The sequence below is a fragment of the Streptomyces cyanogenus genome (assembly GCF_017526105.1).
Classification (GTDB): Bacteria; Actinomycetota; Actinomycetes; order Streptomycetales; family Streptomycetaceae; genus Streptomyces; species Streptomyces cyanogenus.
Genome location: NZ_CP071839.1, coordinates 3,813,325 through 3,826,341 on the forward strand (window position 1 = coordinate 3,813,325; position 13,017 = coordinate 3,826,341).

Below are 13,017 nucleotides of genomic sequence, written 5' to 3' on the forward strand. Positions count from 1 at the left end.
CTGAGGGGTCCCGGCCGGCCGGTGGAGCGCATCTCCGTTCGGACAACAATCGGCAACTCCGGCCACAAGCGGGCGCCACAACCGCTTACAGTGCTCCAGGACTACCTGTTTGAACGTGTTCAACAGGTCGGAGACGGAGGGGGATCCGCGCATGCGCAAGGGCGTCAAAGCGGGCGTCATAGGCGGTGTGTGCGTCACGCTGCTGGGCGGGGCCGGTTACGGGCTCTACAACGTCGCGTCCGCGCTGAACGGCGACGGCGGTACGGCAGGCGCGGCGCCCGTGCGCACCGGTCCGCCCAGCGGTTCCGAGGTGGAGCAGGCCACCGGTGCCTTCTTCGCGGCCTGGCAGAAGGGCGACGCGGCGACCGCGGCCTCGTACACCAACTTCCCCGAGGCGGCCCAGCAGTTGCTGACGGCCTACTCCGGTGACGCGCACATCGGGAAGGTGCGGATCACGCCCGGCCGGGCCACCGGCGACACGGTGCCGTTCACGGTGCGGGCGACGGTGTCGTACAACGGCGTGTCCCGCCCGCTGTCGTACCGCGGCACCCTGACCGTCGTCCGCGGTGAGACCTCGCACCGCGCGCTGGTCGACTGGCAGCCCTCCGTCGTCCACCCGCGCCTGCGCAAGGGGGACACGCTCAGCACCGGCGAGTCGGCCGCCCCGGAGATCGAGGCCGTGGACCGCCGGGGCAAGGTGCTCACCCGGGTGACGTACCCGTCGCTCGGCCCGATCCTGGACGAGCTGCGCAAGCGGTACGGCGACAAGACCGGCGGCCGGCCCGGGGTGGAACTCGTGATCCGCCATCAGGCGGCGGCGGACGGCAGCCAGGCCGCGGACACCCCGCTGCTGACCCTCGCCAAGGGCAGGCCCGGCAAGCTCCGCACGACGCTCAGCGCGAGCGTCCAGGCGGCGGCCGAGAAGGCAGTGGAGAAGTACCCCGAGTCCTCCGTCGTGGCCGTCAAGCCGAGCACCGGCGAGATCCTGGCCGTCGCCAACAACCGCAACGACGGCTTCGACGCGGCCCTCCTCGGCGAACGCGCCCCCGGCTCCACCATGAAGATCATCAGCGCCGCGACCCTCATCGACAACGGCCTGACCACGGCGAACGGACCGGCACCCTGCCCGCCGTCGGCCGTCTGGCAGAGCCAGACCTTCCAGAACCTCAAGGGCCTGGCGCCGGACGAGCACGCCACCCTCGCCGACAGCTTCGCCCGCTCCTGCAACACGGCGTTCGTGAAGTTCGCGGACGAGGTGAAGGTCGACTCCCTCACCCGGGAGGCCGAGGAGCGGTTCGGGCTCGGGCGGAACAACTGGCAGGTCGGGGTGCCCACGTTCGACGGCCGGGTGCCCGCCTCCGGCGGCCCGGACACCGCGGCCAACCTGATCGGCCAGGGCCAGGTGCAGATGAGCCCGCTGAACATGGCGTCCGTCACGGCGACCGCGACGACCGGCGCCTTCCGCCAGCCGGTGATCGTGCCGCTGAAGCTGGACGGCCGCGAACCGGCACGCGCGCGCGGGCTGTCCTCGGGCACGGTCGGGCAGCTGCGCGCCCTGATGAACCGCACCGCCCGCAGCGGCACCGCGGCGGGGGTGATGGCCGGGCTGGGCGGCGACGTCGGCGCGAAGACCGGGTCGGCCGAGGTGGACGGAGAGGCCAGGTCGGACAGCTGGTTCACCGGATACCGGGGCGATGTGGCGGCGGCGGCCATGGTGCAGGACGGCGGACACGGCGTCGACGCGGCCGGGCCGATTGTCGCAAGCGTGCTGCGGAACGCCGGCTGAGATCACCCGCGAAGGCGGGGACTTTAAGGTGAATGCCGTCGTTGGGGAGTGTGAGGGGCTTACGGGGACCCTGGGGAAAGGTGCGGAGGAACTGAGGCTGTGGGCAAGAGAAGGCGCGTCACCGAGCGGCGCAAGACCCGGCCCGCCGTACTCGGCGGAATGATCGCCGTGGTGGTCGGCGGTGCCGGGCTCGGCGTCTACGCCCTGTACGGCGGGGCCGCGGCCGACGAGCGGACCGGCGCCACGGCCGACCACAAGGCCGTCCCCTCCGGCCCGCTCACCGCTGCCGAGATCCGCACGGCCTCCACCCGCTTCCTCACCGCCTGGCAGCACGGCAGGGTCACCGAGGCCGCGGCCGCCACCGACGACCCGTCCGCCGCCGGCAAGCTGCTCACCGGCTACACCAAGGACGCCCACCTGAAGGACGTCACGCTCACCCCGGGGGCGGCGAAGGGCACCGAGGTGCCCTTCACGGTGAAGGCGACGGTGGCCTACCGCAAGCTCAGCAAGCCGCTGTCCTACGGCAGTGCGCTCACCGTGGTGCGCCGCGCGAGCGACGGAAGGCCGCTGGTCGACTGGCACTCCGCCGTGGTCCACCCCGACCTGCGGGACGGCGACACGCTCGTGACCGGCGCGTCCGGCACCCCGCCGGTCAAGGCGCTGGACCGCGACGGCGCCGAGATCACGACCGCCCGGTACCCGTCGCTCGGCACGGTGCTGGACGGACTGCGGGAGAAGTACGGCAAGAAGGCGGGCGGCACGGCGGGCGTCGAGCTGCGCGTGGTGCGCGGCAAGGCGGCCAAGGCCGCCAAGCTCTCCGACAAGACGCTGGTGGAACTGAGCAAGGGCACCCCGGGCACCGTGAAGACGACGCTCAGCCCCACCCTCCAGGCCGCCGCCGAGCAGCAGGTGGCGAAGCGCGCGCGGGCCTCGGTGGTCGCGCTGCGGCCCTCGACCGGGGAGATCCTCGCGGTCGCCAACAGCGGGCACGGCTTCAACACCGCCTTCCAGGGCTCACTCGCGCCCGGCTCCACCATGAAGATCATCACCTCGTCGCTGCTGATCGACAAGGGCCTGGCGTCGGCGGACAAGCGGCACCCCTGCCCGAAGACGGTGACCTACGGCGGCTGGAAGTTCCACAACGACGACGACTTCGAGATCAAGGGCGGCACCTTCAAGGCGAGCTTCGCCCGGTCCTGCAACACGGCCTTCATCAGCCAGGCGAAGAAGCTGAAGAACGACGACCTGACCAAGCAGGCCCAGCAGGTCTTCGGGCTGTCGATGAACAACTGGGCGATCGGTGTGCCCACCTTCGACGGCTCGGTGCCGGTGCAGTCGGCGGCGCAGATGGCGGCCTCGCTGATCGGGCAGGGCGGGGTGCGCATGAACCCGCTGAACATGGCCTCCGTGGCGGCGACCGTGAAGTCGGGCGGCTTCCACCAGCCGTACCTGGTCTCGCCGTCGGTGGACCACCGCACGACGGCCACCGCCTCCCGCACCCTGTCGCCGAAGACGCTGTCCCAGCTGCGTGAGCTGATGCGGTACACGGCCGCGTACGGCACGGCCGCCGAGGCGATGTCGGGGCTCGGCCCGGACTACGGCGCGAAGACCGGCTCGGCGGAGGTCGACGGCCAGAAGAAGCCGAACGGCTGGTTCACCGCCTACCGGGGCGACCTCGCCGCGGCCGGCGTGGTGCAGGCGGGCGGGCACGGCGGTGACACGGCCGGACCGATCGTGGCGAAGCTGCTGAAGCTCGGGGGCTGATCAGCTCCGTACGGGTTCGGCGGTGTACGTCCGGCGGAGGAACCGGAGCAGCGCCTTCGACTCGAACTGCACCACTTCGACGCCGTGGTCGGAGTGGAACTCGACCACGGCCTGGACCCGCCCGCAGGGCCACACCCGGACGTCGCCGCTCTCGGCCGGCGCCATCAGTCCCCGTTCCAGGAGTGTGCGGGAGAAGGTCCACTCGTGGGGTCCGGGCAGGCCCACGCGGACCGACCGTGGGTCGGCGTCCGGGTCGTACCGCAGCACGACGGGCACGGCCCCCGGGTCCTCCTCGTCCGTGACGATATGAGCGCGCGCGTACTGTTCGACTACAGACATCGGACCGCCCTCTCACGCACCGTGACCTATGCGAAAGCTGTGCATCCGCTTTCCATCAAGAGTCGCACATTTTCCGGTTCCCGCCCCGGTGAGCGGCGAGACTTCGTCTCTCTTGCAAATCGTTCGCAACAAGGCCCTAAAATCGTCAGGTGCACGTACCTGACGGATTCATCGACGCCCCCACCTCCGCGGTCACCGGGGTGGTCGCCGCCGGCGCCCTGGCGGTGAGCCTGCGCGGCGCCCGCCGCGAACTCGACGAGCGCACGGCACCGCTGGCCGGCCTGGTGGCGGCGTTCATCTTCGCCGTACAGATGCTGAACTTCCCGGTCGCGGCCGGGACCAGCGGCCACCTCCTCGGCGGGGCCCTCGCCGCGATACTCGTCGGCCCCTGTACCGCCGTGCTGTGCGTGTCGGTCGTCCTGCTCATGCAGGGCGTCCTGTTCGCCGACGGCGGGCTGACCGCGCTCGGTGTGAACATCACCGACATGGCGATCGTCACGACGGTCGTCTCCTACGCCGTCTTCCGCGGCCTGCTCGCCGTGCTGCCCCGCAAGCGGCGCTCGGTGACCGTCGCCTCCTTCGTCGCCGCGCTGGTGTCCGTACCGGCCGCCGCGGTCGCCTTCACGCTGGTCTACGCGGTCGGCGGCACCACCGACGTCTCCCCCGGCAAGGTCGCCACCGCGATGATCGGCGTGCACGTGCTGATCGGCATCGGCGAGGCGGTCATCACCGCGCTCACCGTCGGCGCCGTCATCGCCGTACGCCCGGACCTTGTGCACGGCGCGCGCGGGCTGCAGCAGCGGCTCCGGCTGCGTGTGAACGGCGAACTGGTGGACGCGCCCGCGCCCACGGCGCCCGTGGCGGCGCGCACCTCGCGGCGCACGCTGTGGATCACCGGGCTCGTCACCTCCCTCGTCCTCGCCGGATTCGTCAGCTTCTACGCCTCCGCCGCCCCCGACGGCCTGGAGAAGGTCGCGCACGACCAGGGCATCGACAAGAAGGCGGAGAAGCACGCCACGGCCGGCTCGCCGCTGGCCGACTACGGCGTGAAGGACATCGCCGACTCCCGGCTGTCCGGCGGCCTCGCCGGTGTGATCGGCGTCGGGGTCACGATCGTCGCGGGCAGCGCGGTGTTCTGGGCGCTGCGCCGGCGGCGCAGCGAGGACGTCTCGCCCGCGAGCACGGGCGTCTGACGTGGGAGCGGGACACGCGCACCGGCTCTACCGGCACGGGCACTCGCCCGTGCACGGCCTGCCGCCGCACACCAAGCTCGCCGCCGTCTTCCTGTTCGTGGTGGTCGTCGTGTCGACCCCGCGCGAGGCCGTGTGGGCGTTCGCGGTGTACGCCGGGCTGCTCGCGTCCGTCGCGTACCTCGCGCGCGTGCCCGCCGGTTTCCTGCTCAGGCGGCTGCTGATCGAGGTGCCGTTCGTCGCGTTCGCGGTGCTCATGCCGTTCGTGGCCGAGGGCGAGCGGGTGCACGTACTGGGGCTCTCGCTGAGCGTGAACGGGCTGTGGGGCGCCTGGAACGTGCTCGCCAAGGGCACGCTCGGCGTCGCCGCCTCCGTGCTGCTGGCCGCCACCACCGAGCTGCGCGAACTGCTGCTGGGACTCCAGCGGCTGAAGCTGCCGCCGTTGCTCGTGCAGATCGCGTCCTTCATGATCCGCTACGGCGACGTCATCACCGACGAGATGCGCCGGATGCGGATCGCCCGCGAGTCGCGCGGCTTCGAGGCGAAGGGCGTGCGGCACTGGGGCGTGCTCGCCAAGTCCGCCGGCGCGCTGTTCATCCGCTCCTACGAGCGCGGGGAGCGCGTGCACCTGGCCATGGTGAGCCGGGGCTACGCAGGAGCGATGCCGGTCATCGACGAGGTGACCGCGTCCCGCGCCCAGTGGTCGTACGCCCTCGCCCTCCCCTGTGCCGCCCTCGTCGTCTGTCTGCTGGGATGGATGCTGTGACAGCTTCTCTGGAGGTCTCCGGCCTCGCCTTCGCCTACCCCGACGGCCACCAGGCCCTGTTCGGCGTGGACTTCTCCCTCGCGCGCGGCGAACGGGTCGCCCTGCTCGGCCCGAACGGCGCCGGCAAGACGACCCTGGTGCTGCACCTCAACGGCATCCTGGGCGGCGGCACCGGCACGGTGACCGTGGCCGGGCTGCCGGTCGGCAGGCAGCACATGGCCGCGATCCGGCAGAAGGTCGGCATCGTCTTCCAGGACCCGGACGACCAGCTGTTCATGCCGACCGTGCGGGAGGACGTGGCGTTCGGGCCGGCCGCCGCCGGGATCCGTGGGGCCGAGCTGGAGGAGCGGGTGCGCACCGCGCTGGAGCGGGTCGGGATGCAGGACTTCGCCGACCGGCCGCCGCACCACCTGTCCTTCGGGCAGCGCCGCCGGGTGGCGGTGGCCACCGTGCTCGCCATGGAGCCGGAGATCCTGGTCCTGGACGAGCCGTCCTCCAACCTGGACCCGGCCTCCCGCCGGGAACTCGCCGACATCCTGCGCTCCCTGGACGTCACGGTCCTCATGGTCACGCACGACCTGCCGTACGCCCTGGAGCTGTGCCCGCGCTCGCTCGTCCTGAGCGACGGGGTGATCGCGGCGGACGGCCCGACGGCCGCGCTGCTGTCCGACGAGGAGCTGATGCGGGCACACCGGCTGGAGCTGCCGTTCGGCTTCGACCCGAAGTCCGTGACAATGGGCGCGTGACGAACGAGGACGCCGCCGCCGAGGGCTCGCTGCTGCTGGACGACCAGCTGTGCTTCGCGCTGTACGCGGCGCAGCGCGCCGTGACCGCCGCGTACCGCCCGCTGCTGGACGACCTCGGGCTCACCTACCCGCAGTACCTGGTGCTGCTGGTGCTGTGGGAGCGCGGGGAGAGCACCGTGAAGGAGCTGGCGGGGGCCCTGCGGCTGGACTACGGCACCGTCTCGCCGTTGCTGAAGCGGCTGGAGGGGGCGGGCCTGGTGCGCAGGGAGCGCGCGCCGGAGGACGAGCGCTCGGTGCTCGTGGCGTGCACCGGGCGCGGCGAGGAACTGAGGGAGCGCGCGGCGCGCGTGCCCGGCGCGCTGCTCACGACGACGGGGCTCGGCGCGCAGGAGATCGCGCGGCTGCGCGAGGAGCTGTGGAAGCTGACCGAGCGCGCCGTCGCGGCGGCCGACCGGTACTGAGTCCGGGTTACCCCCGGTTGCCACCCCCTACGTCCCACGCCGGCCTACCGGCAAGTACCTTGTGCACGATGTACTTGTGCGCCACTTTTTCCGGGGGAGGCCGGCCATGACCGAGGCAACCGCTGTCGACACGCGCCCGACGAAGATCATGTACGTCGCCGAGGCCACCGCCCACGGCGGCCGGGACGGCTATGTCACCAGCCAGGACGGCCGGATCGAGCTGAAGGTCGCGATGCCCCCGGAGCTGGGTGGCCACGGCGACGGCACCAACCCGGAACAGCTCTTCGCGGCCGGCTACAGCTCCTGCTTCCACAACGCGCTGATCATGGTCGGCAACCGCGAGGGCTACGACCTGACCGGCTCCACGGTGGCCGCGAAGGTCGGCATCGGCCCCAACAGGCACCGCGGCTACGGCCTCGCGGTCGCCCTGAGCGTCTCCCTGCCGGTCCTGGACCCCGAGGTGGCGGCCCGGCTGGTGGACGCGGCGCACGAGGTGTGCCCGTACTCGAACGCAACTCGCGGCAACATCGACGTAACGATTGTGCTGGGCTGATCCCACCGAGGAATCACAGGCGCACGGCCCGCGTTGCACCCGCTGTCGCAGGCAATGGAAGGGACGGCGGGCGTGGACGTGAACGGCACTGTGGCCGAGGGCTTCGAGCCGGTCAGGGAGGCGTTCGCCGCGAACTTCGCGCTGCTCGGCGAGCGCGGCGCGGCCGTCGCCGTCTACCGCGACGGGCACAAGGTCGTCGACCTGTGGGCCGGCACGGCGGACGTGGACGGTACGGCCCCCTGGCAGCCCGGCACCGCGCAGGTCGTGCGCTCCGCCACCAAGGGCGTCGCCGCCGCCGCGCTGCTGCTCCTGCACCAGCGCGGCGAGCTGGACCTGGACGCCCCGGTCGGCACGTACTGGCCGGAGTACAAGGCCGCAGGCAAGGAGCACACGCGCGTACGGCACCTGCTCGCACACCGCGCGGGCGTGCCCGTGCTGGACCGCCCGCTGACCCCGGCCGAGGCCGCCGACCCCGACCTCGGCGCCGCGGCCGTCGCCGCGCAGGCCCCGGTGTGGGACCCGGGCTCGGACCACGGCTACCACGCCCAGACCTACAGCTGGCTCACCGGCGAACTGCTCCGCCGGGTCACCGGCCGCCCGGTCGGCGAGTGGATCGCGGACGAGATCGCCGGGCCGGCCGGCGCGGACCTGTGGCTCGGCCTGCCGCAGGCGGAGCACGCGCGCGTGGGCCGCGTCGGGCCGGTGGACGCACCGGAGAGCGCGGGCGGCCTGAGGACCCGCCCCAAGCGCGCCGTCGCCGAGGCCTACGCCGACCCCGCGTCCCTGACCCGGCGCGCCTTCGCCGCGATCACCCCGCTGCCCGACGAGAACGATGCCGCCTACCGGGCCGCCGCCCTGCCCGCCTCCAACGGCATCGCCACGGCCGACGGACTCGCGCGCTTCTACGCCTCGCTCATCGGCGAGGTGGACGGCGGCACCCGCCTGTTCACCCCGGAAACCGTGGAGCTGGCCCGTGCCGAGCAGTCCGCCGGGCCGGACCGGGTGCTGGTGGTGGGCACCCGGTTCGGCCTCGGCTACATGCTGCACGGCGCCGCCTCCCCGCTGCTCTCCCCCGGCTCCTTCGGCCATCCCGGCCGCGGCGGCGCCCTCGCCTTCGCCGACTCCGACTCGGGCATCGCCTTCGGCTACGTGACCAACGGCTTCCGGCAGAGCGTCACGGCGGACCCGAGGGCCCAGGCCCTGGTACGAGCGGTCCGCGCGGCGCTCGCCTGATCCGCGGGCGACCTGGGCGCACGCCGGGTGTCAGACGTGGATCGGGTGCGAGGTCCGCCCGGACGCCGCGTCGATCTCCTCGTGGGCCTTGGTCAGCAGCTGCATGGCCAGTTCGTTCAGGGCGCGGGCGCCCGCGATCTCCTCGCCGACCCGGGGCTGGTTCGCGTCGACGCGGTGCCGGCTGGCGCGGCCGTGGGCCCGCACCTCGGAGCCGTCGGGCAAGCGCACCAGCGCCACCGCGCGCGTGTGCTGATCGTCCTCCATGAACTCCAGCTCGACATGCCATCCGACAGTGGTGTGCATCATGACGGCCACCTCCGAGAACTCGCTGTCTCCAGGGTGCGCCTCGCGACCCCGGCCCGTCATGTCGGCGCCGGGGGTCAACCGGCGCGCAGCATCAGCCCGATGCCCAGCACCACCAGGGCCGCCGCCGCGATCCGCGGGGCGCCGAAGCGCTCCTTGAAGAACAGGGCGCCGATGGCCGCGCCGACGATGATGGACGACTCGCGCAGGGCGGCGATCGGGGCGAGCGCGGCCCTCGTCTGGGCCCACAGCACCAGGGCGTAGGCGGTGACGGACAGGGCGGCGCCGAGGAGGCCGAGGGCGGCGTACGGCCGCAGCAGCCGTACCGTGTCGGCACGCGCGCGTGCGTACAGGAACACGGGCAGGACCGAGCCCTGGACGGCCATGAGCCAGGCGATGTACCCGAGGGACGTGCCCGAGGCCCGTACGCCCATGCCGTCGATGACGGTGTACACGGCGATCGTCAGACCGGTCGCCAGGGCCGCGCCGATCGCCGCCCAGTCCGGCCGCTTCCCGCGCAGTCCCCAGAGGCTGACGCCGGTCAGGCCGAGACAGGACACGGCGATGCCGGCGCTCGCCCAGGCGCCGGGCACCTCGTGCGCGAAGACGGCGGCGAGCAGGGTGACGACGAGGGGCGCGCTGCCGCGCGCGATGGGGTACGCCTGCCCGAAGTCGCCCAGCCGGAACGAGGTCATGAGCAGGGCGTAGTAGGCGATGTGCACGGCCGCCGAGGCGAGCAGGTACGGCCAGGCGGGCCCGGCCGGGAACGCCGTGAACGGTGTGATCGCGAGCCCGATCAGCAGCCCGCCGCCGGAGATCAGGGCGAAGCCGACGAGCTTGTCGGTGATGCGGTGCGCGATGGCGTTCCAGCTGGCGTGGGTGACGGCGGCGAGCAGCACGGCCGCCGCGACCAGGGGCGTCACGCGGTCCGCTCGCGCACGTCCACCAGCGTCGCGCCCGCGTGGGCGACGAGTGCCTCCGGCTCGATCGGGAAGACGCTGTACGGCGTGCCGGCCGCCGCCCACACCACGTCGTGCGCGAGCAGCGAGCGGTCCGCGAGGACCCGCGTGCGCGTGCGGTGCCCGAAGGGCGGTACGCCGCCGATGGCGTACCCGGTGGTGTCGCGGACCACGCCGGCGTCGGCCCGGGTGACCTTCCGGGCGCCCAGTTCCCACCGCACCCGTTCCACGTCCACCCGGGAGGCCCCGTCCATGAGGACCAGCACCGGGGCCCCGTCCGCGGCGAAGACCAGCGACTTGCAGATCCGGCTCAGCTCGCACCCGATCGCGGCGGCGGCCTCGGCCGCGGTCCGGGTCGCCTCCGGGAAGCTCCGGACCCGGACGAGCACCTCCCCCAGTCCCGATTCCTCCAGTGCGGCGGCGAAACGAGGATGCGCGGTCGTCATGGGCGCACGCTAGCGGGTCACTGCGTGGTGTACGAAACGAATTCCTGGCGGGCGCGCAGCAGACCCCGGGACGGAGAAAGCCGGTGAGGGTGCAGCCCCGTCCCCACGGGCACCCTCACCGGCGGCTCTGCCGTCAGAAGCGGTACGTCAGGCGCGTACCAGCTCCTTCTCCCCGTCGGGGTCGGCGTCCCTGCGGCCGGCCGCGGTGCGCAGCCCCTCGCCCTCGACGTCGACGTTGGGCAGTGCGCGGTCCAGCCACCCCGGCAGCCACCAGGCACGCTTGCCGAGCAGGGCGAGCACCGCCGGGACGATGGCCATGCGGACGATGAAGGCGTCGAAGAAGACGGCGATCGCGAGGCCGAAGCCGATCATCTTGACCATCGACTCGCTGGAGCCGATGAAGCCGGAGAAGACGGCGATCATGATGACGGCGGCGGCGGTGACGACCCGGGCGCCGTGCCGGAAGCCGGTCACCACCGCCTGGGCGGGCTTCTCGCCGTGGACGTACGCCTCGCGCATCCGGGTCACGAGGAACACCTCGTAGTCCATCGCGAGGCCGAAGACGACACCCACCATGAAGATCGGCATCATCGACATGACCGGGCCGGTCTGCTCGACGTTCATCAGGCCGGACAGCCAGCCCCACTGGAAGACCGCGACGACGGCGCCGAGCGCGGCCATCACCGACAGCAGGAAGCCGAGGGCCGCCTTCAGCGGGACCAGCACCGAGCGGAAGACCACGATCAGCAGCAGGAAGGCCAGTCCGACCACCAGGGCGAGGTACGGCAGGAGCGCGTCGTTCAGCTTCTGCGAGACGTCGATGTTCATCGCCGTCGAACCGGTGACCAGGACCGTGGAGCCGGTGTCCCGGGCGATGTCCGCGCCCTTGTCGCGGATGGCGTGCACCAGGTCCTCAGTGGTCGCCGAGGACGGCTTGGACCGGGGCACGACGGTGATCGTCGCGGTGTCGCCGGCCTTGTTGGGCGTGGCCGGGGTGACGGTGACGACGTCCTTCAGGCCCTTGATCTCGTCGCCGACCTCGGTGAACGCGGCCTTGGGATCGGCGCTGCCCTTGGCGTCGACGACGATCATCAGGGGGCCGTTGAAGCCGGGTCCGAAGCCCTCGGACAGCAGGTCGTAGGCGCGGCGCTGGGTGGTGGACACGGGCTGGGAGCCGTCGTCGGGCAGGCCGAGTTCCAGGGAGGCGGCCGGGACCGCCGCCGCGCCGAGGCCGATCACGCCGAGCAGGAGGACGGCGACCGGGCGGCGGACGACGAAGCCGGCCCAGCGGGTGCCCATGTTGGGGCGGCCGGGGTTCTTCGGCGTACGGCCGCCCCCGAGCAGCCTGCTCTTCTGGCCGGCCGGCTTGACCTTGCGGCCGGCGTAGCCGAGCAGCGCCGGGATCATGGTCAGGGCGATGAGGACGGCGATGGCGACGGTGCCCGCGGCCGCGATGCCCATCTTCGTCAGCATCGGGATGTTGACGACGGACAGGCCGACCAGGGCGATGACGACGGTCAGGCCGGCGAAGACCACCGCCGAGCCCGCCGTGCCGACCGCACGGCCGGCGGCCTCCTCGCGTTCGCGGCCCTCGGCGAGTTCGGCGCGGTAGCGGGAGACGATGAACAGGGCGTAGTCGATGCCGACGGCGAGGCCGATCATCGATGCGAGGGTGGAGGTGGTGGAGCCCAGGTCCAGGGCATGGGCCAGCGCGGCGATGGTCGAGACCCCGATGCCGACCCCGATGATGGCGGTGAGCAGCGGGAACCCGGCCGCGAGCAGCGAGCCGAAGGTGATGACCAGGACGACCGCGGCGACCGCGATGCCGATGATCTCGCTGGATCCGGTCTCGGGGGTCGCGGTCAGCGCGTCACCGCCGACCTCGACGGTCAGGCCCGCGTCCCGCGCGTCCTGCGCGGTCTCCTTCAGGGAGTCCTTGGCGGAGTCCTCCAGCTCCATGCCGGAGACCTTGTACTTCACCGAGGCGTAGGCGATGGTGCCGTCCTTGCTGACGGCGTGCCCGGTGTAGGGGTCGGCGACCGAGGCGACCTCGGAGCCGCTCCGCAGTTCCCTGACGGTCTTCATGACGGTCGCCTTGTTGACGGCGTCCGTCATCTTCTCGCCCTTCGGGGCCTTGAAGACGACCCGGGCGGTGGCGCCGTCGGCGCTCATCCCGGGGAAGCGCTGTTCCAGCAGGTCGAAGGCCTTCTGGGCCTCGGTGCCGGGGATGGAGAAGGACGTGTTGCCGGCGGCCGGCGCGGAGGCGGCGCCCACCCCGGCGAGGGTGAGCAGCGCGACCCATATGAGGGCGACGAAGTGCCGTCGCCTGAAGGCGAGACGGCCGAGTCTGTAGAGGAACGTGGCCACGGAGGCGTACTCCCGGTCAGGTCGTGGGTTCGGCTGGGCAGGGGCGATCAGCCCGACGACGTGAGCGGTGACGTCAGGTGGTGGGCTCGCTGGGGAGAGCGTGG

Annotated in this window: 13 protein-coding genes; 8 read left to right on the plus strand and 5 right to left on the minus strand. The window is 72.5% G+C overall.

Features of this window, described 5'->3' with window-relative positions:
* Nucleotides 1-151 precede the first annotated feature (151 nt).
* Both S1361_RS16985 and S1361_RS16990 read left to right on the plus strand, forming a co-directional pair.
* Complete coding sequence (locus S1361_RS16985; RefSeq protein WP_208032686.1) at nt 152-1,786, plus strand: penicillin-binding transpeptidase domain-containing protein; 1,635 nt, start codon at nt 152-154, stop codon at nt 1,784-1,786.
* Between the two features lie 99 nt (nt 1,787-1,885).
* Entirely contained in the window at nt 1,886-3,550 is a 1,665-nt protein-coding gene (locus tag S1361_RS16990; RefSeq protein ID WP_208032687.1) for a penicillin-binding transpeptidase domain-containing protein, read from the plus strand.
* Here S1361_RS16990 and S1361_RS16995 read toward each other — a convergent pair whose 3' ends face one another.
* Nucleotides 3,551-3,889 carry an SsgA family sporulation/cell division regulator gene (locus tag S1361_RS16995; RefSeq protein WP_208032688.1) on the minus strand — a complete coding sequence of 113 codons (339 nt, stop codon included), beginning with the start codon at nt 3,887-3,889 and terminating at the stop codon, nt 3,551-3,553. It lies immediately after the preceding gene.
* Between the two features lie 149 nt (nt 3,890-4,038).
* Here S1361_RS16995 and S1361_RS17000 point away from each other — a divergent pair, with 149 nt between their 5' ends.
* The 6 genes from S1361_RS17000 (at nt 4,039) to S1361_RS17025 (ending at nt 8,838) form a co-directional block, all read left to right on the plus strand.
* Nucleotides 4,039-5,082, plus strand: coding sequence for an energy-coupling factor ABC transporter permease (locus S1361_RS17000; protein WP_208032689.1), 1,044 nt, complete (start codon nt 4,039-4,041; stop codon nt 5,080-5,082).
* A 1-nt stretch (nt 5,083) separates the two neighbouring features.
* A complete protein-coding gene (gene cbiQ, locus S1361_RS17005; RefSeq protein WP_208032690.1) occupies nt 5,084-5,845 on the plus strand; it encodes a cobalt ECF transporter T component CbiQ in 762 nt (253 codons plus the stop codon).
* Entirely contained in the window at nt 5,833-6,591 is a 759-nt protein-coding gene (locus tag S1361_RS17010; protein WP_208032691.1) for an energy-coupling factor ABC transporter ATP-binding protein, read from the plus strand. The genes cbiQ and S1361_RS17010 overlap by 13 nt, the downstream gene beginning before the upstream one ends.
* Nucleotides 6,588-7,052 (plus strand): MarR family winged helix-turn-helix transcriptional regulator, encoded by a 465-nt coding sequence (locus S1361_RS17015; protein WP_208032692.1) that lies wholly within the window; start codon nt 6,588-6,590, stop codon nt 7,050-7,052. Before S1361_RS17010 ends, S1361_RS17015 begins: the two co-directional genes overlap by 4 nt.
* A gap of 106 nt (nt 7,053-7,158) precedes the next feature.
* Nucleotides 7,159-7,605 (plus strand): organic hydroperoxide resistance protein, encoded by a 447-nt coding sequence (locus tag S1361_RS17020; RefSeq protein ID WP_208032693.1) that lies wholly within the window; start codon nt 7,159-7,161, stop codon nt 7,603-7,605.
* A gap of 72 nt (nt 7,606-7,677) precedes the next feature.
* Entirely contained in the window at nt 7,678-8,838 is a 1,161-nt protein-coding gene (locus tag S1361_RS17025; protein ID WP_208032694.1) for a serine hydrolase domain-containing protein, read from the plus strand.
* A 30-nt stretch (nt 8,839-8,868) separates the two neighbouring features.
* On the opposite strand, the gene S1361_RS17030 is transcribed toward S1361_RS17025, so the two are convergent.
* From S1361_RS17030 to S1361_RS17045, 4 genes are all read right to left on the minus strand, one after another.
* A complete protein-coding gene (locus tag S1361_RS17030) occupies nt 8,869-9,144 on the minus strand; it encodes a DUF1876 domain-containing protein (protein ID WP_208032695.1) in 276 nt (91 codons plus the stop codon).
* 74 nt (nt 9,145-9,218) lie between these two features.
* The gene (locus S1361_RS17035) at nt 9,219-10,064 is read right to left on the minus strand and encodes a DMT family transporter (protein ID WP_208032696.1); all 846 of its coding nucleotides are present in this window, start codon (nt 10,062-10,064) and stop codon (nt 9,219-9,221) included.
* Entirely contained in the window at nt 10,061-10,546 is a 486-nt protein-coding gene (locus S1361_RS17040; protein ID WP_208032697.1) for a YbaK/EbsC family protein, read from the minus strand. The genes S1361_RS17035 and S1361_RS17040 overlap by 4 nt, the downstream gene beginning before the upstream one ends.
* Before the next feature lie 147 nt (nt 10,547-10,693).
* Complete coding sequence (locus S1361_RS17045; protein WP_208032698.1) at nt 10,694-12,913, minus strand: MMPL family transporter; 2,220 nt, start codon at nt 12,911-12,913, stop codon at nt 10,694-10,696.
* Between the last annotated feature and the right edge of the window lie 104 nt (nt 12,914-13,017).